Origin of the sequence: Bacillus coahuilensis m4-4 (assembly GCF_000171615.1) — a bacterium.
In the GTDB taxonomy this organism is placed as follows: Bacteria; Bacillota; Bacilli; order Bacillales; family Bacillaceae_K; genus Bacillus_T; species Bacillus_T coahuilensis.
In genome coordinates, this window is record NZ_ABFU01000030.3 from 43265 (window position 1) to 63734 (window position 20470).

Sequence of the window (20470 nt, forward strand, 5' to 3'; positions counted from 1 at the left end):
GAGGATGTTACGATCAATACTGTTAAAAAACGAACGAGAGCAAAAGGGAGTGGGGATGTGTTTACTCAAACAATAGCCTTCTTAGGGGCAGGATCTATGGCAGAGGCCATGATTGCAGGGATTGTACAGTCAAATGAAATTCCATTAGACCAAATCATTGTAACCAATCGTAGTAACCAAGAGAGATTAGAAGAATTAAATGCGAATTATGGTATTAAAGCACTACCATTAAAGGATGTAAATTTTAATGAAATCGATGTAGTGATATTAGCGATGAAACCTAAAGATGTTCAAAAGGCTGTAGATTCACTTGAGCTATCAAACAACCAGCTTGTACTATCTGTATTGGCAGGTGTAACGACTTCATTTCTTGAAGACGCATTTTCAAATGATCATCCGATCATCCGTGTGATGCCAAACACTTCAAGTATGATGCAGGAATCTGCAACAGCGATATCGACGGGACAGTTTGTATCCGTGGAACAGGTTCGATTGGCCAAAGCTTTGCTACAATGCATGGGTGAAGTTTTTCTCATTGATGAAGATAAAATGGATATATTCACTGGTATTGCAGGTAGTGGTCCTGCTTACTACTATTATTTGATGGAACATATTGAAAAAGTAGGGGCGAAAGAAGGATTATCTAGAGAACTAGCACGTGAGATAGGTGCTCAAACCATTTTAGGGGCTGCAAAGATGATTCTAGAGCAAGAAGAAACACCTGCTGAGCTAAGGGAAAACGTTACTTCACCAAACGGTACAACACAAGCTGGTTTAGATGCTCTTCGTGAAAATGGTGGAGGAGAGGCCATCTATAAAGCTGTCGAGAGTGCTTCAAAGAGATCAAAAGAAATAAGTGAACAATTACAGCAACAATTAGTGATGAGCTAATGTAACTAAAAAAAGATAGAATAGAGTAGAGAAAAACAGGAGTGATAAGATGTCAAGCGGTGCCCAGAACTATAGGGTTGTTATTAAAATTGGCAGTAGTTCTTTAACGAGCGTCCACGGTGAAATTAGCCGGAAAAAGTTAGAGAGATTAGTAGATGAAATCGTTCAATTAAAAGACGACGGTCATGAAGTACTTCTAGTGTCTTCAGGTGCCGTAGCTGCAGGATACCGAAAATTAGGATGTCTTACACGTCCAGATTCCTTACCAGAAAAACAGGCAGCAGCAAGTATCGGTCAAGGATTATTGATTGAGTCCTATTCCGATTTATTTTTTATCTCATGGATACGTAGCTTCCCAAATATTAATAACGCGAAGTGATTTTTTAGATGAACACCGATACAACAATGCCAGGAATACAATAAACGTTTTATTAGAGCGAGGGATTATTCCCATAGTGAATGAAAATGACACCATTACCATTGACCGTTTAAACTTTGGTGATAATGATACCCTTTCTGCTAAAGTTGCAGGGTTAGTAGATGCCGATAAGCTAATCATTTTATCAGATATTGAAGGGCTATATAACAGTGACCCTCGTAAAAATAAGAATGCAACGTTAGTTGAACGAGTGACAGAAATTACACAAGAAATTGAAGCGGCAGCTGGAGATCCTGGTAGTGCTGTGGGAACAGGCGGAATGAAATCAAAAATTAAATGCCTTTAAAATTGCCATGGCTTCAGGAATTCACTCTTTTTTAGGCAAGGCTGGTACACCTAATATCATTTATGATGCTGTTTATCATAAGGCTGTGGGAACATATTTTGAATACAGCTCAAACATGATTAGCTTAAATCAAAAAGAAAAAATGGTTAGCCTTTAATTCTGGTCCTGAAGGTGAAGTTGTGGTATATAAATCTGGAAAAGATGTAATGGTAGAAGAAATGAAGGATATTACTCAAACACAAATCTTACAAGTTAAAGGTCAGTTTAGCAAAGGAGTTGTCGTTCGAATCCGTGATGAACAGGGCTTTGAAATAGGTCTTGGCATTATTAATTATTCTTCTGAGGAACTAGGAATAATGAAAGAACACGAATCTGAAAATGAACTTTCCGTCATTAACAAGGACGATTTTGTTTGTCATTTAGATATTGAAATACCGGTAGGTGTATAAATTTAGGAGGGATTGGATGACCGTAACAACTGTTACGAATATTGAAAACCAAGCAATTGAAGCAAAAAGTGCGGTAAAGAAAATGGCAATGTTAACCACTAAAGAAAAGAATGAAGCACTATACCAATTAGCAGATTCCTTAGAAACCCATTATAAACAAATCCTTGAAGCGAATAACCGAGACTTAGACAGTGGTGTTGAGAAAGGGTTTGATCCTGCACTAATGGATCGACTCACTCTTACAAAGGATCGCGTGGTTGAATTTGCTAACGGACTAAGAGAAGTTGCAACTCTTACAGACCCGACAGGGCATACCATTTCTGATTGGACATTAGATAATGGTCTCCATGTGAAAAAGGTAACGGTTCCCCTAGGAGTCATTGGAATGATTTATGAAGCACGTCCAAACGTTACGGTAGATGCTACGGGACTAGCTTTAAAATCAGGGAATAGTATTGTTCTTAAGGGTGGTTCAAACGCCATTCATTCTAATCGAGCAATTGTTGGGGTCATTCACCAAGCTCTAGAGCAAACAGCGGTTCCAAGAGAAGCCGTTCAATTTATTGATAGTACGGACCGTGAGGCAACTAAAGCTCTATTTACGATGAACGACTATATTGATGTACTAATTCCCCGTGGAGGAGGCTCTCTCATCCAGGCTGTTGTTCAGAATGCAACAGTGCCAGTTCTTGAAACAGGTGTAGGAAATTGCCATCTTTATATAGACCAATCTGCTGACGTTCAAAAAGCGTTATCCATATTCATTAACGCAAAAACAGATCGCCCTGCTGTCTGTAATGCTGCAGAAACCATTCTTGTGCATAGAGAGTGGCTACGTCAACATAAAGAAGAACTAATTTCTGCCCTTCAATCACATACTATTAACGTACATGGTGATCCAGATGTAGTTAAAATCATTCCAGGCTCATCACTTGCTGGTGTTTCTGAATGGGAGAATGAGTTTTTAAGCCTAGATATCGCAATGAAGATCGTGTCTTCAACAGAAGAAGCTATCAGCCATATTGACCAATACGGAACCAAACATTCTGAAGCTATTATTACAGAAGATGCTGAACAGGCAAACGTATTTTTCACCTTAGTAGATGCAGCAGCACTGTATCATAATGCATCCACGAGATTTACAGATGGAGGAGCATTAGGTCTTGGGGCAGAAATAGGGATTTCTACTCAAAAACTACATGCACGCGGTCCGATGGGTCTCCCTGCTTTAACTACGATTAAATTTTTAATGAGTGGAAATGGTCAAATTCGATAATCATATCATTTCTAAATACCTTCTAGTGAACTGTTTTAAGTGAGCTAGAAGGTTTTTTTGTGGCGACCGTTTAAAGAAGTTCAATTCCTAAAATTCTTTTTAATAATGGTTCAGTTCTTTCTATTTGTAGCATATGAATATAGAGATGTTGGGCGAGAAAGAACTTGTATAAATCCCTATTTATTCGTAGCAATTTACCTCTCTCTCAAACAAATCGGGACTTTTACCTAAAATAGTTGGAACAAACGTCTAGATGGATGCATAGGATAAGAATGAGAACGAATGAGGAGGTTAGGCTCGTATGGCAGATTTTAGAGAAATTATTACGAAAGCGGTCGTTGCAAAGGGACGCAAATTTACACAATCCCATCACACAATTTGTCCACCGCATCACCCATCGAGCATTTTAGGTTGCTGGATTATCAATCATGAATATGAAGCTCGTAAAGTTGGGAAAAAGGTTGAAATTTACGGATCGTATGATATTAATGTTTGGTATTCCCATAACGATAATAGTAAAACATCCGTTGTAACTGAAACTGTTGAATACACTGATGTTATCCGGTTAAAGTATCGTGACCCGGATTGTCTAGATGACAGAGAAGTAATCGCAACAGTCGTTCAGCAACCAAACTGTGTGGAAGCTGTTATTTCACCAAATGGGAACAAAATCATTGTGCAGGTAGAAAGAGAATTTGTTGTAGAAGTCATTGGTGAAACGAAAGTGTGTGTTCATGTAGATCCACACGGTTGTGAAGATGATTGGGATTTTGACGATGATGACTTTGATGATGACGAATTAGACGAATTAGATCCAGATTTTTTGTTAGACGTAGAAGAAGACGAATAAAGGGCTAGGGAGAGAAATCTTCCTGGTTTTTTTGTGTCCTTTCTTCATGGAACCAAAAAAGCACTACACACAGGATGGTATAATTGGAGTATTCTATAGGATAGAAGGGGATAACATGATTGAAGGGATTGACCACATTCAAATTACTGCACCAAAAGGCTGTGAAGAAGAAGCAAGGGCGTTTTATGGAGGAATACTTAAAATGGTCGAAATTCCTAAGCCTTCACATTTACAGCTTCGAGGGGGATGCTGGTTTCAGTGTGGTAATCAAGAGGTCCATATAGGAGTTGAGGAACCATTTAAGCCTACTAGAAAAGGACACCCAGGATTTATTGTTAAAAGTATAGAGGAAGTGAAGGCTCACTTTGATCAAAAGAACGTATCATTCTTAGAGGATGAGCCTATAGAAGGCAGGGAACGGATATTTGTACTGGACCCTTTTGGAAATCGATTAGAATTTCTGTCCTTTACAGAGGAGTAGGAAAAATAAACCGCTTAGAAAAATTCTAAGCGGTCTACTGTGCTTTCATTTTAATTGAAGGTAATTTCCATTTCGGTTTCTCATTTTGCGCAGTAGTCTTAGCTGAGTCAGGCAAAATTGCTCGTTTAGCAAAAAAATTAATACTTTCTTCGATTAGACCTAAAAAAATAAATGGAGTTATGATTAGGAGTAATATCTTCCACATAAATGTTCACCTCTACTTATGCAAGGTATTCCCTCAAGTTTACAATCGTAAACTTATAAGTTAAAAAGTTCCAATTATAGTATATAACGAACTGGAAATAAAAACTAGTTATTTAGGAACTTGAATCAAAGCGCAGAGGTTGCATTCAACATGATCTAAACCTAACTTTCCTTCAATTTACCCCCATGTCTTCAAGTTGTAGTGATATAAGCTGTTCTTCAGATAAAGCAGCGTTATGTAAGCTTACTTTTCCTCCAGTAGAAAAATCACTTGGCATATATCCATTTAAGGGTAAAGATGGCTGAAATATCCCAAGGATTTCATAGGTTTCAGCTATTAATTTACTACATGTATAATCTTTATTTTTAGACTGAATATGAAAGAGCCTTCCTTCAATTACTTCTTCAATCATGGTCCATTCTGTTGGATTAGGGATTCCATGAAACTTCATTCATATAGGATTGTAATTTTTCGCTATTGATCGTGCCAGTATGAAGTGTTAAGTGTCTAATAGCGTATTGGGGCGGGATGTAAGGTTCCAAATCATTCCCGTACGTTTTTAATCGATCGATCAGTTTCACTATTTTGGGTCCAGTTTTATGATCATGCACGAATTCATCTTCTAAGTTCGTAAGTGCGGTGGATTCAAACAAGTATACTTCACCGTGAGGATCAGGACGGTAGACCATTCCAACGTGTGACCACTTGCTTCCTTCTAGTTTTTCGACAAGCTTACTCATTGCATATTGTCCGCTAAACAATATTAAATCTCCAGTCCTAGCAACCTTATAAACTTCATCAAAATGGATTGTTTTCATTAATTTCCCTCCAACTACTGTGAAAATGATGGTTCTTCTACTATAATTATACTATTCATTAAAGATATAGGAGCCATTTTATGAAATTAATAAGGAATATCATCCTATTTTTCGTAATATTCTTTAGTCTTTTTCCATTTAACTTACAAGCAAGCACCCAAACTGTTGAAATCACGTCAAAAACAACTAAGTTAGATTTAGTAAATAACTTACAGTTCTATGTTGATCGTGACAGTGTGATAAAAAATGATTCAAGTATATTAAAATATGAAAATCAGTTTAAGGATTTTATTCATACAGATGCTGCAGGCGATGTGTCGAATGCGACATATTGGTTAAAGACGACTCTTAAGAATGGTGAACCTACACCAATCCAATTTTATATAGAAATTCAAAAACCTCATTTGAGTTATATAAGTGTATTTAGTAAGGAAAGAGATCAGTTAGTATTACTAGATGAAACAGGGTATGCTTATCCTTTTTCAGATAGAAAAATAGCGCATCGTCATTTTGTATTTCCACTTACATTAGCTGGAAATGAACAAAAAGATGTGTATTTTAAAATCTCTACGGATTCTTTTTTTCAAGCACCTGTGATACTGTGGGAACCTGAAACCTTCTTAGAACAGCAATATAAAAATCAAATGGTTTTTGGAATATATTACGGTGTTATGATTGCTATGATTATATATAATAGTTTCCTATATATTTCTTTACGGCAAAAAACCTACTTGTACTATATTTTATTCTTAACTGGGTTTACTGTTTTACAAGCTATTTGGGATGGGTTTGCTTCTCAATGGTTATGGAGTGAACTTCCTTGGATCGCGTTACGATCTAATTCGCTAGCCATTATATTCACTTCCTTATTTTCCTTACTATTTGCTAAACACTTTCTTCAATTGGATACACTGTCACCTAAACTTTCTAAAGTGATAGATCATTTTGTTGTTATTAGTTCAATAGTATTCATAATCCCATTTCTATTAAACATATCCCTCTCCACCATGCTAAGTACACTTGTCTCAGCTGTGTTTCTTGTATTAAATATAGCCATTTTAATTAGTGTTCGTACTCGTTCACGTGCGGCTAAATTTTATTTAAGTGCTTGGGGATTATTATTTACTGGCATTGCTTTAAATTTATTAGCGGCATTTAAGCTACTCCCTTTAACGTTTATTACATTATATGGTCCCAAGATTGGAGGATTAGTTGAAGTATTCGTTTTATCACTAGCCCTAGCTGATCAAATCAATATGGTAAAAGAAGAAAAGAGGAGAGAAGAAAGAAAGTATTTTATTCAAACTCTACTACAAAAATCATTCAATCAGATGTCTACGTATACAGATATCAATTTAACCATAGATAGTGCACTCGATTCCTTGATGGAAGTGACACACTTTGAAAACGGCGTGTTCGTTAAACAAGTATCGGATAAAAAATGGACGATCATAAGTAACAAAGCAGAACATTCTATCTCGTTTGATCCTCTAAAACTGTACAAGTTTATGGACAAACCATACCCATTAAAGCAGGCTCCAAATGAAATGGAGTTCAACCAAGTGGTCCTTGGATTATTAATCATTCCTATTCAACTTAAAAGCTTAACAGGAATGTTTATGGTGTTTACGGAAAAAGAAGATAAATTAAATGATCAGGAAGCAACAGTCCTAGCAGAATCATTTCAACATCTTTTTGTTAGTAAAATGGATCAAATAGAAAGCTACGAATCTCTTAAAAGATCTGCTATGTTTGATCATTTAACTAATCTCTATAACCGTAAATTCTTCTTTGAAAAAGCAGAAGAGATATACAGAGTTTCCAATCAACTCGATTTACCACTTTCATTGCTATTAATTGATATGGACTATTTTAAAAAGATTAATGATACTTTTGGACATATGAAAGGTGACGAAGTGTTAATGTATGTGTCATCTAAATTAAATGAAGCATTTAGGGATAAAGGGATTATTGGAAGGTATGGAGGAGAAGAATTCATTGCCATCCTTCAAAATGCCGATGAAATAGAGTCCTATACATTTGCAGAAAATTTACGGATGACCATTCTAGATCATCCATTCCAATTACCTGAAGGAATTACGATACCATTGTCCCTTAGTATCGGAATCTCAACAGGTATTAAGAGTACAAAGACAATTTCACAATTAGTTCAAGAAGCAGATGAATCCTTGTATTATGCAAAAAATAATGGGAGAAACCGAGTCATCCACAAAGGTATGAATTAGTAAAATTACTCTCTTGTCGTAAAGTTTGTTGCTAATGAACCATATGTTCGTTCATTTCCATCAACTCCACGCGGAAAGCGAAGTCATTTTGCTGGAATCGGGCAGCGCTGTTTAACAGACCCATTAGAGTAAATCTTTTTTGTAAGCTATACATGTCATACTACACCATTATATTTACAGATATAAAAAAACTAGAAACAAGATAATGTATAATAGATAAAAACAGCTTTGCAAGGATAGAAAGTAGGATTAGAAAGTCATGGAAGAATATATCAAGCAAAAAAGAAATTGATATGCTAAAGCTTTTGGAAACTTTAGTAAATATTGATAGTGGTTCAAATTATAAACAAGGCGTAGATGCAGTAGGGCATATCATCACTAAATTGTTTAGTGAAATAGGATTTAATATGCAAAAAATTGAGAATAAAGAGTATGGAAATCACTATGTACTAACGCACCATCGATGTGATCAGCCTGAAATTATTATACTCGCTCATTTAGATACAGTGTTCCCTATGGGAACAGCTCTTGATCGCCCCTTTTCTATTATAGATGGCCGTGCATATGGTCCAGGTGTAGCGGATATGAAGGGTAGTTTGGTTACATTGTACTTTGCAATGAAAGCCTTACAGCGAAACCATGGAAATGAACTAAGTAATGTGAAAATTATATTAAATAGCGATGAAGAAATAGGTTCACCTACATCAAGAGAGTTAATAGAAAAAGAATCGAAAAATGCTCGTTATTCATTAGTAATGGAACCAGCAAGAAAAGATGGAAGTATTGTCAGTTCACGAAGAGGAAAAGGTAATTATACGTTAACCATTGAAGGCAAAGCAGCTCATTCTGGAATTGAACCTGAAAAAGGTAGAAGTGCTATTGAGGAACTTGCTCATAAGATTATACAATTCTATCAGTTGTCTGACCCAGAACATGGAATTAGTGTGAATGTAGGTGTAATAGAAGGAGGTACTTCTCCAAATACGATTCCTGATCACGCAGAGGCTACAATTGACATTCGAGTAAAAGACGCTTCTCAAGCGGAAGAATTGGAAGAAAAAATGGAAGAGATTGTGTCTTCCACCGAAGTAAAAGGAACATCCATCGTATTTGAGGGTGAAATGAATCGACCTCCTATGGAGAAAACAAAGAAGACTCAAAGTTTAATACGAGTGATTCAAGAAATAGGAGATAAAATTGGGGTGGAAATTGTTGATACAGCTACTGGAGGGGGATCTGATGCTTCTTTCACTGCTGCATTAGGCATAGCAACAGTAGATGGATTAGGTCCTATTGGTGGAAATGCTCATAGTGATAAGGAATATATCGAAATCGATTCATTGGTAGAGCGAACTCACTTATTAGCTATGATTATTAAACAATTAACCCTAAAAAAAGTAAAAGAGTAGACTAAAAAATAGTATTTGTGAAAAGCTCATTAAAGGGCTTTTTTATTTTTTGAGCTTTTGTAAATAATTTTGTCCTATTTTTCTGCAACGTTTTAGAACTAAAACGCTTCAAAAGAAAGCAGCTATTTTAGGGAATACGGGAGGCGTTCTTCAACCCAGCCTATTTCTTAGAGGTTGTCTTTTCCATATTGTTTATGCTACTGTCCAAGTTCTTAAACTATGCTATAATTAAATCTTAGAGAAACTGTACGAAAAAGGTGACAGAATATGGCAAATTATACGCCCATGATCCAACAATATCTACAAGTAAAGGCAGATTATCAGGATGCCTTTTTATTTTTCCGTTTAGGAGATTTTTATGAAATGTTCTTTGATGATGCAATAAAAGCATCACAAGAATTAGAGATTACGCTCACAAGTCGGAATGGTGGAGATGAAGACCGAATTCCAATGTGCGGGGTTCCCTATCATTCAGCTCCTAACTATATAGAACAACTTGTGCAAAAAGGGTTTAAAGTCGCGATTTGTGAACAAACAGAAGATCCAAAACTGGCTAAAGGTGTAGTGAAAAGAGAGGTTGTCCAGTTAATCACCCCTGGGACAGTGATGGAAGGAAAAAGTTTAGTAGAAAAAGAGAATAATTATATTACCAGCCTTTCAGAGTTTTCTGATGGAACGTTTGCTCTTGCCTATGCAGATTTGTCTACAGGAGAGAGCAAAGCGACGATTGTGAATAGCTTTGATGAGGCACTTAGTGAGATTAATACAATTGGAACGAAAGAAATCATATGTGATCCTGATTTGAACGAGCACTTACAACAAACACTAAAAGAACGATTCTCTGTAACGATTTCGTTCGAAAAGCGTACGGAAAGGTTAGAGAGTATTGAAGGTTTCTTTAACCAGTTAAAAAGTGAAAAAGCTGTTCAAACAGCAGGAAGACTTTTAAATTATTTGTCTATCACCCAAAAAAGAAGCTTAGACCATCTCCAACCTGTCGAATGGTATAATGTGATGAACTATTTAAAGATGGATCATTATTCCAAACGAAATTTAGAATTAACTGAAACTATACGTAGTAAAGGTAAAAAAGGTTCTCTACTCTGGCTTCTTGATGAAACCATGACCGCCATGGGAGGCAGAAGGTTAAAACAGTGGATCGATCGACCTTTAATTAATCTATCGGATATAGAAAACAGACAAAAAGTTGTCCAACTATTACTGGAACGATTTTTCGAAAGAGAAGAAATAAGAGAAAAACTAAAAGAAGTATATGATCTAGAACGATTAGCTGGTCGTGTAGCATTTGGTAACGTTGGTCCTAGAGACCTTGTTCAACTGAAAAGATCTCTTACTCAAATACCCTATTTACAACATATCCTTTTATCTATAGACAATAACCTATCACATGATCTAGCAAATCAGTTAGATCCTTGTGAGGATTTAACAGATTTGTTAGATCAATCCATTGTGGAGGACCCACCCCTTTCATTAAAGGAAGGTAACATTATTTGTGATGGCTATAACGAAGAACTAGACCAATATCGTCATGCCAGTCGCAATGGGAAAACATGGATAGCGGAGCTTCAGGCTAGTGAACGTGAGCGAACGGGGATTAAATCACTAAAGATTGGTTATAATCGTGTTTTTGGATATTATATCGAAGTGACTAAGGCAAATGTTCATTTGCTTGAGGAAGGAAGATATGACCGTAAACAAACGCTATCAAATGCTGAACGATTTATAACACCGGAACTAAAAGAGAAAGAAAGCTTAATACTAGAAGCAGAAGAAAAAAGTGTTGAATTAGAATATAGGTTATTTCAATTGATAAGAGAACAAGTGAAAGAGTTTATTCCTAGACTACAAAAACTAGCAAAGCTTGTTAGTGAAGTAGATGTGCTGCAAGGTTTCGCAACGATATCTGAAAAAAGGCAGTATGTGAAACCCCAATTCAATCAAGAGCGTCACCTTGTTATTGAAGATGGTAGACACCCTGTTGTAGAAAAAGTAATGAATGCACAGGAATATGTGCCAAATAGCTGTCACATGAACGGGGAGAGCGAGTTACTTCTCATCACAGGTCCAAACATGAGTGGTAAGTCTACTTATATGAGACAAGTCGCGCTAACGAGTATTTTGGCTCAGATTGGATGCTATGTTCCAGCAACATCCGCTAATCTTCCAATCTTTGATCAAATCTTCACTAGAATTGGAGCTGCCGATGATTTAATTTCTGGTCAGAGTACGTTTATGGTAGAAATGTTAGAAGCTAGAAATGCCATAACATATGCGACTGAAAATAGTCTTATTTTATTTGATGAAATTGGTAGAGGGACGAGCACGTACGATGGCATGGCATTAGCTCAAGCTATTATTGAGTACATTCATGAAAATATTGGATGTAAGACACTATTTAGTACTCACTATCATGAGCTAACCGTTTTAGAAGAAAAGCTCTCCATGCTTCAAAATGTTCATGTAAGTGCGATGGAGCATAATGGTAAGGTTGTATTTCTGCATAAAATTAAGGAAGGCCCAGCCGATAAGAGTTATGGAATTCATGTTGCTGAACTGGCTAATCTACCAGAATCGTTAATTAAGCGGGCTAAAGAATTGCTAGAGAATTTAGAGCATCAGAGTGAAGCAACAAATACAACTACTAAAAATAATAGTCAACCGTTAAAGGTTAATGACTCATTAACTCAATTGTCATTATTCGGAACGGACATTGAAAAGGAAAAACCAGTTATTAAACGCTCTAAAAAGGAAGAGTCCTTACTACTAGAAATTCAAGAGCTGAATTTACTAGAAATGACTCCACTTGAAGCAATGAATACATTGTATCAGCTTCAGAAAAAGTTCCGTTAGGAGGTTAAGATTCATGGGGAAAATTGTCCTGCTAGATGATTCACTTTCAAATAAGATAGCAGCAGGAGAAGTAGTGGAACGACCAGCATCGGTAGTGAAAGAATTAGTGGAAATAGTATCGATGCAAAAGCGACTAGAATAGAAGTTTTCTTAGAAGAAGCGGGCCTTTCAAAATTAGAATTGTCGATAACGGCGATGGAATAGAAGAAGATGATGTCAAAAAAGGCATTTCATCGACATGCGACTAGCAAAATTAAAGATGAGAATGACTTGTTTCGTATTCGAACCTTAGGTTTTAGAGGGGAAGCCATTCCATCAATCGCTTCAGTTAGTATAGTAGAAATGAGTTCATCTACAGGGGACGGACCAGGTACGTACATTAAATTAGAAGGCGGAAAAATTGTAGAAGAAGAAAAAGGCCCAAGTAGGAAAGGGACAGATATAACGGTCTCGAACTTGTTCTTTAATACGCCTGCTCGTTTAAAATATGTGAAAACGATCCATACGGAATTAGGAAATATAACTGATACAATCAACCGTTTAGCGCTTTCACATCCTTCAATTGCGTTTATTTTGAGACACAACGAAAGAACCCTATTACAAACAGCAGGTAATGGAGATGTAAGACAGGTACTTGCAAGCATTTACGGTATGAATATTGCGAAAAAAATGCTCCCTGTTTCTGTTGATAGCCTAGATTATTCAGTCCGGGGGCATATCGCTCTACCAGAAGTAACAAGGGCGTCTCGTAATTATATTTCCACCATGATTAATGGGCGTTTTATTAAAAATTATGGGTTAGTTAAAGCAATTCAGGAAGGGTATCATACATTGTTACCGATCGGTCGTTTTCCGATTGTCCTTTTAACCATTGAAATGGATCCTATTTTGGTAGATGTGAATGTGCATCCCTCAAAAATGGAAGTTCGACTTAGTAAGGAACAAGAGCTCTATGAAGTTATCACTACTATGATTAAAGATACATTTAAGAATCAGCAATTGATTCCTTCTGCATACAATGCCCCTAAGCTTGAAAAGGAAAAAAGTGAGCAAGGTGAGTTTGAACTAGATCCTTTTACGAAGGAAATAGAATCCTCTGATCTGCCATTTATTAATACTAATCAACATCTTGAAAATACGTATATTAAAAATGAAGTAGACTCGTCTTATTTATCTAATCCGCAACGAAATCATGTGATAAAAGAAGAAGGTAACAGGCATGTTAGTCAGTGGGAAACAACAAAAGAAACAAAGGATTCTCACGATACAACGAATCATACATTAGTTGAACAGGTGGTTACCAATCAGCAAGCAGTTGTAAAAGAGAAGAGAGAGGCTAATCCTGAATCAAGAGTCCCGGTCATGTATCCTATAGGTCAAATGCATGGCACATACATTCTTGCTCAAAATGAGAATGGATTGTATTTAATAGACCAGCATGCGGCTCAAGAACGAATCAAATATGAGTTCTTTCGTGAAAAAGTAGGCGTCGTGGATAGAGAGCTACAAGAGCTTCTGGTTCCTTTTACGTTTGAATTTTCTACGGATGAAACCATGAAAATTGAAGAACATCTTGAAGAGCTAAAAAAGGTTGGTGTCTTTTTAGAACCCTTTGGTCAGAATTCATTTATCAGTTCTTCTCATCCTCAATGGCTTCCTAGAGGAGAAGAAAAAGAAGTGATGGAAGAAATGATCGAACAACTTCTTTCAATGAAACGAGTAGATGTAAAAAAACTTAGAGAAGAAGCAGCGATTATGATGAGTTGTAAAGGGTCTATTAAGGCTAATCATCATCTACGTCAGGACGAAATCCAAAGCTTATTAGATGAATTAAGACAGTCCGAAGATCCATTTACCTGTCCTCATGGCAGGCCCATCATCGTCCATTTAACCACATATGAGCTAGAAAAAATGTTTAAGAGAGTTATGTAAAGGTATCTCTATTTCTTCTGAAAAACAGTCGATAAAGGCTGTTTTTTTATTTTATACATGACCATTAATGGTATAGTTAAGTGGGAGTTATCATACATACAGATTATAGGATAAGGAGTACGGTTCGAAATGGATCTGTTCATTGTGCTCTTACAGTATTTAGGAGTATTTGCACTATTATCGATACCTATCATTTCTATGGTTGTAGGATTACATCGACGTGATAAAGAACAAGAGGCTCATATTCCAAGGTCTCGCATGGTGGAATTCTCTGTGGTTGGGATGTATGGTGGTCTACTATTACAAACGTATCTATTTCAACAGCTGTTTCATCCACGTATAATTATAGTAAGGCGTGCCTTGTTTTTGTTGTCCTTTATATTCCTTGTATTTTCATTATGGAAGTTTAGTAAACGAAGGAGCTTATTAACTCTTATTATTGGAGTCATAGGAATTTATCTTTGGTTAAATATTCAATAAGGAGAGAAAAATGGCAACACCTAAACATATCGTGTCAGCAGCAACCATCGTATTGAATGATAAACATGAATTGTTATTAATTAAAGGGCCAAAAAGAGGTTGGGAAATGCCAGGTGGTCAGGTAGAAGAAGGTGAATCCTTAAGTGCCGCGGCCATTCGGGAAACACTCGAGGAAAGCGGTATACTTGTTGAAATTGAACGTTTTTGTGGAGTATTTCAAAATGTTGAGAAAAGCATATGCAATACTTTGTTTCTAGCAAAGCCAATAGGCGGAGAATTAACAACCTCACCAGAAAGTGTGGAGGTAGGATACTACAAAGTAGAAGATGCCCTTCAAATGGTCAAATGGAGCAATTTCAGTAAACGAATTGAAATGTGTCTTGACCCAACACAGGATCCATTCTTTATAGAATTTTAACTGAGAACGTGAAAAGAGCTTCCTATTTTTATTGGAAGCTCTTTTAGTAGAGTAGCCTGTCCCATGAATTGGTTAGGGTGATATATAGTGTAAAAGAGCTGAGGAAGGAAAAAAATATACTAATAATCTTACTAAAAAGTGAAATCGATTTTGTATCAATAAAAAGCTTTAGTGAAAAATAAAAAATGATGATAACTAGTAAGACAAATAGGGTAAGAAATATAAATTCAAATAATCCTAAAGGCAAGCTGAACATGTTATCGAATAGGTAAAAAGAAAAAAAATAAAGATAAAAACAAAGAAAAATTGAAATAAGAAAAAATAAGTAAAACGTTCATTGTAATTCTCCGTAGTTAGGCATATACGTAAAGTATAATGTATGACCATTAAAGGTGAAACAATTTTTTAGTAATACTATAAAATCAGACTATTTCAATTTATATTTTCCTAAGGGAGTGAGCAGGAATGAGTTTACTATCCGGATGTTTTTTATTTTTATTAGGAATTGCTCATATTCTATATGGTGAGAAGGTTCAGCTCCCTCAACTGAAAGCAGAAGGAGCAGGCAGTGAAAGCCTTTATTCGGTGAAGATCATGATTTTCCAAGGTGGTGTTTTACTATTATTCCTAAGTAGTTTTCAAATTCTATCTTCCTTGGGTATTTTCCCTTTCCTTATTCTTGCAACCACATTATACTCTATGGTGGTTAGTTTAAATTTTCTCACATTTATTTCTATCGCTCTTTTAAAAAGACAAGAGCTTCTTAAATCAGCCCTTCCTCAAATGATATTCGTAATTGTAGTCGTCTTACTAAACATTCTTTCTCTTCTAAATTAAAATAAAACCTTTGAACCTACAAATAGTTCTTTCATCATTCTCATTTCTCTTATAAGATAGTAAAAGAAAATGATTAACAAAGGAATGACACGATGGTGCAAGAATTAGCGAGGAAGAACATTATTTCTATTCTTCCTGAAGGTGGTACAACTAACTTACCTACGATGAAAATAGAGCAACCTTTAACCTCTAAAGATATTGTAAACAGCAGCGAAGCTGATTATCACTTTTTTATCCAACTAGAGAAACAAGGGTTTATTTAAATAAAGACCAAATCGAGGCTGTACGTCATGGCGATGGTCCAGCTCTAGTCATAGCTGGTGCTGGAGCAGGAAAAACGAGTGTACTTATTTCAAGAACAGGTTATTTAATTCAACAAATGAAAATATCCCCTATCATATATTATTAGTCACGTTTACTAAAAAAGCAGCTGAAGAGATGAAAGATCGAATTTCAATACTAACAGGTATTCAACCTAGTAGGAATGGGCTCACCATGGGTACCTTTCACTCCATCTTTTTAAAACTGCTAAGAGCTAAGGGATTTAATCAAACTATATTATCGAATGAAAAGTATAAGCACACGGCTATGAAAATGATCTTAAAAGGTAGTGGAGTGGCTAGAGATATGGAACCGGAAACTCTGCTATCTTTACTTTCTCATTACAAAAGTCATGATAAAAAAGTGGGAGACTTACCAGAACGAACTAGTACTGAGAAAGAGATAAAGAGAGTTTTAATACAATATGAAAAGTGGAAATCTGAACAAAATTATATGGATTTTGATGACATTCTAGAACTCTCATTAGACCTCTTACAGCAGGATGAAACGATTCTACAGCAAATGAGAGCTAGATTTACCCACATCCTTTGTGATGAGTTTCAAGATACTAATCCTGTTCAATATGAATTAATTAAACTGCTAGCTGAACCCACTAAAAATTTATTTGTAGTTGGAGATGATGATCAAACCATCTATTCATTTAATGGTGCAAATCAAGAGCACTTACTTAATTTTCATCGTGACTTTCCTGGGTGCAACGTTAAGAAGCTGACCATCAATTATCGTTCTAGCAATCATATCCTTACTTTAGGTAATGAGATTATTCAAAACAACACGTATAGACATCAAAAGAAATTAAAGGCGATTAGGGAGGCGGTTGAAAAGCCTTTATTCTTAAGGCCTGATACTACAGACGAAGAGGCTGAATGGGTTCTTGACCAAATAAGAAGCGATGTAAAGTTAAAGGGAAAGAATACCGTGATTTTGCCATCCTTTATCGAACAGCAAGTAATAGTCGCTCCATGTTTGAACAATTTGTACTAAAAGAGATACCCTTTAGTACATATCAAACCCAAGAATTATTTTACCAGCAAAGTACAATAAAAATAGCCCTTGATTATTTAAGACTAAGTTTGTACCCAAAAAACCTAGAGGCTCTAAGAAATATCCTTCCAACACTGTATGTGAATCGGGAAAAAGCCTTTTCCTATATTTCAGATAGTCAAAGACGAAACCCAATTGATTATCCACTTGAACATCTACTAAATTGGGAAGGGATTCGAGAGTTTCAACGCTTCAAGTTAAAAGAAAGAATTTCTTTAATCAATAGTTTATCAATCTATTCACCCCTTAATGGAATCAAGAAGATACGAGAATTTTATGATCGATACCTTGAAGCGGACGAGGTAAAGGTGTCCACCATTCACCAAGAAACATTAAAAGAAATGCTTGCTGAACTAGAATCTTCTGCTAAGCGATTTGGTACTGTAGCTGAACTATTAAGCTTTGTTGATCATTTGATTGAAAAGCATCAAACTCTTATAAAGAATCAAAACGGAGAAGGGGTTCAACTGCTGACCATTCATAAGTCAAAAGGATTAGAATTCAAGACCGTTTTTTTAATTGGGGCATCTGAAAAGATCCTTCCTCACAGTTCTGCATTGGATATAAATAATCGAACCGATTTAGTCATAGAGAAAAAGAAGGAATTAAAACAACAATTATTAGCCATAGAGGAAGAGAGACGGCTCGCTTACGTTGCGGTTACTCGTGCAATAGATGAATTATATATAAGCTCACCAAAAGTTTATAGAGGAGAAAACTTGAGGTTCAAGATTTTTTAGGGAACCATTTCGTGGTGGGGATAATGTTTCAAATTTGAAAAATGGCACCAAGTCGAGTACATCTACAAATCTATCGACTGAGAAGGCAATTGTTTGGGACTGTCAAAACATGGAGTGTATAGGATGGAAACGAATAACAGATGAAGTGACTTCTCCAACCTGTGCCCTTTGCCATTCAAGTATGGTTAAAAAAGAGAGAATGATCAGGTCAAGAATATGATGGCAGCGTTAGGTAAGCGAGCCAACCTATTGGTAGCTTTCCATATCATCTTGTAATAATATCTGAATAAGTTCATCAATACAGTCATAACTACCTATCCTATGTTCTTCCGTATATAAATTGAATTGATGGTGGGAATAGGATACCTTAACTGATTGACCACTTACTGATTTTTTACAAGTAAAAATTATATCTGACTCAGGATTTTGAATTAATATAGATAGTGAAGTTTTTAATTGATCGTAGGTCATGTCTTATTCCCCCTTTATTAGGCAGTAGGTTAACTAGTTGTTACTAACTGTTCAACATTCTTTTTGATGTTGGTATGGTCATTATATCATGTATAAATGTGGGAGAAAATTAAGTTAAGGTAACGAATCAAATAAGTTTATGACGAAACTTGTATAGTAATAATGAATAAAGAAATCCACTAGACCTAAAATCTAGCGGATTTCTTTATTTCTTTTCTTGTTTTTCTAAATCAAACCAAAGAGGATCTTGTATATCTACATCCCCATTGTAGTTAATTAAAATTTCTTCTCCCTCAGAGATGTCACGATATGCGTAGAACTCAAACGTGTGATGATCAAAATTAATTTCATAATAGGCATTTGGTGTATAGGAGTGGTTAAAGAGCATTCCATACCCTAACAAAATAGCGCTATGATTAATTCCATATTCAAAAGCATAATCACTGAGTAAGGTTTTCTCAATATGCTCATGTTCCTCGTTTGGATAGGCAAGGACAGGAGCTTCATGAATCAACGTATTCTTGGGAATAGATACAGTTGCAAATACTCCCCGATTAAATTCTCCATCGCTTAGAGGAGAGTTTTTTATTTCGATCAAACGATCACCTGCTTTATGTAAAAATAGTTACGATTATAATAAATACCATTATACAATGAAAATAGTATTCGTTTTCGATGAACCATACTATAGCATAATAAAGAATAAAAAGATAGGAAAGAGTAAGAGAACGTGCTTTTGTTAAAATTATAAAATAATATTAATTTTCTGTAAATTACTGTTATACTATAAGTACTGTTGAATGGAGGGGTTCGATGAAGGAGAAAAAAGCTCGCGAAATGTTCGAAGAAGGGTGTCACTATTTTAGCCGAATAAAAGTACAACTAAATATAGAACATGAAAAAAATAATAGAGTAAAGCTAATACTTCCTCAGCCGCTACAAAATGGTCAACGAGAATTAGGCTTTATTGCGAATGAAACAAAGGAATTAGTACCACGGAAAAAAACAGGTATCATCGTTCATCTTAATTATGATAGTTTAAAAGCTTTAAACATGGAGAAAGAATTAAAAAAAATAAATGAACAAATTTGGAGAGGGCCTAAGACTCAAATGTACGAAGCGTAAAGACATGGAAGAGGTTAAGAGAGTATGCTCAATCATTGAAAATGGGTTCATCTCTTACTATGGCCATGATTTTTTATGGGTTTCAATTAACGATCAATCAAGCGACATTACTCTTAAAAGATAAAGTGAAGCCTTACAGTCAACAAGAAGCTAGTAAAATAGTATCTGATTTATTGGTAGAAAAGGGTACTTTGTGAGTAGGAGTTTCAAGGTCATTCAAACTATTATTTAACAATCTCCAATGGGAAAGATAAAGCGAATATACTTGTGAGAAATCTTCAGCATGATCCTTCTTATAAAACTTCACCTCATCCCGTATATAAAATTGATGCTTTCTCATCAAGGGCAAGCCAAAATACGAAATATCCACTTTTAGATTTTATTGTAGGATATAATATGATGGACGAAAGTTTTGCCTGCTTACCCATTGAACAATTTAAAGTCAAGCGAAGTAAAATCGTTCATTCGAAAAATGGCCAAAACCATGAATTTTATCATTCATGGAAAGAATTAGATCATTTTTTAAGAAAACATGCTGTTTCACAGTAAGGTGGCCTAAACGGGCTGTGTTGAACAATGCATCACTAGTAATTGAATAGTAATAGGAGAAACCATGAACATAAATATATTAAAACTTAGAGATATAACAGAAGATTTACTCCATACATTCGATCGTTACCAAGAAACATGTAAGGTATACAGAGTAATAGATGGGATAGAAAGCGAAACGAAGGATTTCTTTGTAGAGGAATGGAGCGTAGAGAAAAAGCGTGAGATTTGTGCTCATATGAAATGAACACTAGCTCATCAAGGAGCCGTACTAACTATAGAAGATCAAAAGCAAATGATAGCCTTTGCGA

At 35.7% G+C, this 20470-nt stretch carries 25 protein-coding genes and 2 pseudogenes; 22 read left to right on the plus strand and 5 right to left on the minus strand.

The features are described 5' to 3' along the window. Window positions 1–57 precede the first annotated feature (57 nt). The 5 genes and pseudogenes from proC (at window position 58) to M44_RS08070 (ending at window position 4672) form a co-directional block, all read left to right on the plus strand. On the plus strand, window positions 58–891 hold the full coding sequence (proC, locus tag M44_RS08040) for a pyrroline-5-carboxylate reductase (RefSeq protein ID WP_040365373.1): 834 nt from the start codon (window positions 58–60) through the stop codon (window positions 889–891). Window positions 892–940: 49 nt separating this feature from the next. Further along, window positions 941–1967 (plus strand): annotated as a pseudogene (gene proB / locus M44_RS21520) (glutamate 5-kinase); the annotation flags it as partial. A gap of 114 nt (window positions 1968–2081) precedes the next feature. Further along, on the plus strand, window positions 2082–3341 hold the full coding sequence (locus M44_RS08060; RefSeq protein WP_010172595.1) for a glutamate-5-semialdehyde dehydrogenase: 1260 nt from the start codon (window positions 2082–2084) through the stop codon (window positions 3339–3341). Window positions 3342–3642: 301 nt separating this feature from the next. Then, window positions 3643–4191, plus strand: a complete 549-nt coding sequence (locus M44_RS08065; RefSeq protein ID WP_010172596.1) for an outer spore coat protein CotE — start codon at window positions 3643–3645, stop codon at window positions 4189–4191. A gap of 115 nt (window positions 4192–4306) precedes the next feature. After that, window positions 4307–4672 carry a VOC family protein gene (locus tag M44_RS08070; protein WP_029326798.1) on the plus strand — a complete coding sequence of 122 codons (366 nt, stop codon included), beginning with the start codon at window positions 4307–4309 and terminating at the stop codon, window positions 4670–4672. Window positions 4673–5049: 377 nt separating this feature from the next. Here M44_RS08070 and M44_RS08080 read toward each other — a convergent pair whose 3' ends face one another. After that, on the minus strand, window positions 5050–5289 hold the full coding sequence (locus M44_RS08080; RefSeq protein ID WP_029326799.1) for a hypothetical protein: 240 nt from the start codon (window positions 5287–5289) through the stop codon (window positions 5050–5052). A 16-nt stretch (window positions 5290–5305) separates the two neighbouring features. Next, window positions 5306–5695 carry a C40 family peptidase gene (locus M44_RS08085; RefSeq protein WP_010172600.1) on the minus strand — a complete coding sequence of 130 codons (390 nt, stop codon included), beginning with the start codon at window positions 5693–5695 and terminating at the stop codon, window positions 5306–5308. Between the two features lie 80 nt (window positions 5696–5775). On the opposite strand from M44_RS08085, the gene M44_RS08090 reads away from it, so the two are divergent. Further along, entirely contained in the window at window positions 5776–7941 is a 2166-nt protein-coding gene (locus M44_RS08090; RefSeq protein ID WP_010172601.1) for a sensor domain-containing diguanylate cyclase, read from the plus strand. A gap of 31 nt (window positions 7942–7972) precedes the next feature. Here the strand turns inward: M44_RS08090 and M44_RS28795 are convergent, their stop codons facing one another. After that, the gene (locus tag M44_RS28795; RefSeq protein WP_272941183.1) at window positions 7973–8095 is read right to left on the minus strand and encodes a hypothetical protein; all 123 of its coding nucleotides are present in this window, start codon (window positions 8093–8095) and stop codon (window positions 7973–7975) included. 139 nt (window positions 8096–8234) lie between these two features. Between M44_RS28795 and M44_RS08095 the strand changes: the two genes are divergently transcribed. The 12 genes and pseudogenes from M44_RS08095 to M44_RS28815 all read left to right on the plus strand — a co-directional run bounded on the left by M44_RS08095 (window position 8235) and on the right by M44_RS28815 (window position 18234). Beyond that, window positions 8235–9350, plus strand: a complete 1116-nt coding sequence (locus tag M44_RS08095; protein WP_010172602.1) for a M20 family metallopeptidase — start codon at window positions 8235–8237, stop codon at window positions 9348–9350. 267 nt (window positions 9351–9617) lie between these two features. Continuing rightward, window positions 9618–12221, plus strand: a complete 2604-nt coding sequence (gene mutS, locus M44_RS08100) for a DNA mismatch repair protein MutS (protein WP_010172603.1) — start codon at window positions 9618–9620, stop codon at window positions 12219–12221. A 13-nt stretch (window positions 12222–12234) separates the two neighbouring features. Further along, window positions 12235–12363, plus strand: a complete 129-nt coding sequence (locus M44_RS29865) for a hypothetical protein (RefSeq protein ID WP_420167099.1) — start codon at window positions 12235–12237, stop codon at window positions 12361–12363. Window positions 12364–12431: 68 nt separating this feature from the next. After that, window positions 12432–14153 carry a DNA mismatch repair endonuclease MutL gene (mutL, locus tag M44_RS21525; protein ID WP_420167100.1) on the plus strand — a complete coding sequence of 574 codons (1722 nt, stop codon included), beginning with the start codon at window positions 12432–12434 and terminating at the stop codon, window positions 14151–14153. Window positions 14154–14282: 129 nt separating this feature from the next. Then, window positions 14283–14633 carry a hypothetical protein gene (locus M44_RS08110; RefSeq protein WP_010172604.1) on the plus strand — a complete coding sequence of 117 codons (351 nt, stop codon included), beginning with the start codon at window positions 14283–14285 and terminating at the stop codon, window positions 14631–14633. Between the two features lie 10 nt (window positions 14634–14643). Beyond that, window positions 14644–15051 (plus strand): NUDIX hydrolase, encoded by a 408-nt coding sequence (locus tag M44_RS08115; protein ID WP_010172605.1) that lies wholly within the window; start codon window positions 14644–14646, stop codon window positions 15049–15051. Between the two features lie 465 nt (window positions 15052–15516). Next, the gene (locus M44_RS08120) at window positions 15517–15888 is read left to right on the plus strand and encodes a hypothetical protein (protein WP_010172606.1); all 372 of its coding nucleotides are present in this window, start codon (window positions 15517–15519) and stop codon (window positions 15886–15888) included. Between the two features lie 92 nt (window positions 15889–15980). Beyond that, entirely contained in the window at window positions 15981–16151 is a 171-nt protein-coding gene (locus M44_RS26885) for a hypothetical protein (RefSeq protein ID WP_010172607.1), read from the plus strand. A 50-nt stretch (window positions 16152–16201) separates the two neighbouring features. Then, window positions 16202–16860 (plus strand): annotated as a pseudogene (locus tag M44_RS29380) (UvrD-helicase domain-containing protein); the annotation flags it as partial. Window positions 16861–16944: 84 nt separating this feature from the next. Further along, window positions 16945–17214, plus strand: coding sequence for a 3'-5' exonuclease (locus M44_RS29385; RefSeq protein ID WP_337444060.1), 270 nt, complete (start codon window positions 16945–16947; stop codon window positions 17212–17214). Beyond that, window positions 17160–18014 carry a 3'-5' exonuclease gene (locus M44_RS28810; protein ID WP_081447456.1) on the plus strand — a complete coding sequence of 285 codons (855 nt, stop codon included), beginning with the start codon at window positions 17160–17162 and terminating at the stop codon, window positions 18012–18014. The genes M44_RS29385 and M44_RS28810 overlap by 55 nt, the downstream gene beginning before the upstream one ends. A 34-nt stretch (window positions 18015–18048) precedes the next feature. Further along, on the plus strand, window positions 18049–18234 hold the full coding sequence (locus M44_RS28815; protein WP_081447457.1) for a cold-inducible protein YdjO-related protein: 186 nt from the start codon (window positions 18049–18051) through the stop codon (window positions 18232–18234). A gap of 26 nt (window positions 18235–18260) precedes the next feature. Here M44_RS28815 and M44_RS08130 read toward each other — a convergent pair whose 3' ends face one another. Together M44_RS08130 and M44_RS08135 are read right to left on the minus strand one after the other, a co-directional pair. Beyond that, window positions 18261–18485, minus strand: a complete 225-nt coding sequence (locus tag M44_RS08130) for a hypothetical protein (RefSeq protein ID WP_010172610.1) — start codon at window positions 18483–18485, stop codon at window positions 18261–18263. A gap of 205 nt (window positions 18486–18690) precedes the next feature. Beyond that, window positions 18691–19083: an SET domain-containing protein gene (locus M44_RS08135; protein WP_010172611.1), complete on the minus strand. Its 393-nt coding sequence runs from the start codon at window positions 19081–19083 to the stop codon at window positions 18691–18693. A 215-nt stretch (window positions 19084–19298) separates the two neighbouring features. On the opposite strand from M44_RS08135, the gene M44_RS08140 reads away from it, so the two are divergent. The 4 genes from M44_RS08140 (at window position 19299) to M44_RS08155 (ending at window position 20406) form a co-directional block, all read left to right on the plus strand. After that, window positions 19299–19610 (plus strand): hypothetical protein, encoded by a 312-nt coding sequence (locus tag M44_RS08140; RefSeq protein ID WP_010172612.1) that lies wholly within the window; start codon window positions 19299–19301, stop codon window positions 19608–19610. A gap of 35 nt (window positions 19611–19645) precedes the next feature. Beyond that, on the plus strand, window positions 19646–19807 hold the full coding sequence (locus M44_RS26890) for a hypothetical protein (protein WP_010172613.1): 162 nt from the start codon (window positions 19646–19648) through the stop codon (window positions 19805–19807). Between the two features lie 70 nt (window positions 19808–19877). Further along, window positions 19878–20159 carry a hypothetical protein gene (locus M44_RS08150; RefSeq protein ID WP_010172614.1) on the plus strand — a complete coding sequence of 94 codons (282 nt, stop codon included), beginning with the start codon at window positions 19878–19880 and terminating at the stop codon, window positions 20157–20159. A gap of 64 nt (window positions 20160–20223) precedes the next feature. Continuing rightward, complete coding sequence (locus M44_RS08155; protein ID WP_010172615.1) at window positions 20224–20406, plus strand: hypothetical protein; 183 nt, start codon at window positions 20224–20226, stop codon at window positions 20404–20406. Window positions 20407–20470 lie beyond the last annotated feature (64 nt).

Bases quoted from the DNA above. Each gene is read 5' to 3' on its own strand.
- M44_RS08095 (WP_010172602.1), top strand. From the start codon at position 8,235: ATGCTAAAGCTTTTGGAAACTTTAGTAAATATTGATAGTGGTTCAAAT.
- M44_RS08070 (WP_029326798.1), top strand. From the start codon at position 4,307: ATGATTGAAGGGATTGACCACATTCAAATTACTGCACCAAAAGGCTGT.
- M44_RS28795 (WP_272941183.1), bottom strand. From the start codon at position 8,095: ATGTATAGCTTACAAAAAAGATTTACTCTAATGGGTCTGTTAAACAGC.
- M44_RS08120 (WP_010172606.1), top strand. From the start codon at position 15,517: ATGAGTTTACTATCCGGATGTTTTTTATTTTTATTAGGAATTGCTCAT.
- M44_RS08090 (WP_010172601.1), top strand. From the start codon at position 5,776: ATGAAATTAATAAGGAATATCATCCTATTTTTCGTAATATTCTTTAGT.
- M44_RS08085 (WP_010172600.1), bottom strand. From the start codon at position 5,695: ATGAAAACAATCCATTTTGATGAAGTTTATAAGGTTGCTAGGACTGGA.
- M44_RS08140 (WP_010172612.1), top strand. From the start codon at position 19,299: ATGAAGGAGAAAAAAGCTCGCGAAATGTTCGAAGAAGGGTGTCACTAT.
- M44_RS08060 (WP_010172595.1), top strand. From the start codon at position 2,082: ATGACCGTAACAACTGTTACGAATATTGAAAACCAAGCAATTGAAGCA.
- M44_RS26885 (WP_010172607.1), top strand. From the start codon at position 15,981: ATGGTGCAAGAATTAGCGAGGAAGAACATTATTTCTATTCTTCCTGAA.
- M44_RS08115 (WP_010172605.1), top strand. From the start codon at position 14,644: ATGGCAACACCTAAACATATCGTGTCAGCAGCAACCATCGTATTGAAT.
- M44_RS29865 (WP_420167099.1), top strand. From the start codon at position 12,235: ATGGGGAAAATTGTCCTGCTAGATGATTCACTTTCAAATAAGATAGCA.
- mutS (WP_010172603.1), top strand. From the start codon at position 9,618: ATGGCAAATTATACGCCCATGATCCAACAATATCTACAAGTAAAGGCA.
- M44_RS08155 (WP_010172615.1), top strand. From the start codon at position 20,224: ATGAACATAAATATATTAAAACTTAGAGATATAACAGAAGATTTACTC.
- M44_RS08080 (WP_029326799.1), bottom strand. From the start codon at position 5,289: ATGATTGAAGAAGTAATTGAAGGAAGGCTCTTTCATATTCAGTCTAAA.
- M44_RS08130 (WP_010172610.1), bottom strand. From the start codon at position 18,485: ATGACCTACGATCAATTAAAAACTTCACTATCTATATTAATTCAAAAT.
- M44_RS08065 (WP_010172596.1), top strand. From the start codon at position 3,643: ATGGCAGATTTTAGAGAAATTATTACGAAAGCGGTCGTTGCAAAGGGA.
- mutL (WP_420167100.1), top strand. From the start codon at position 12,432: ATGATGTCAAAAAAGGCATTTCATCGACATGCGACTAGCAAAATTAAA.
- M44_RS08110 (WP_010172604.1), top strand. From the start codon at position 14,283: ATGGATCTGTTCATTGTGCTCTTACAGTATTTAGGAGTATTTGCACTA.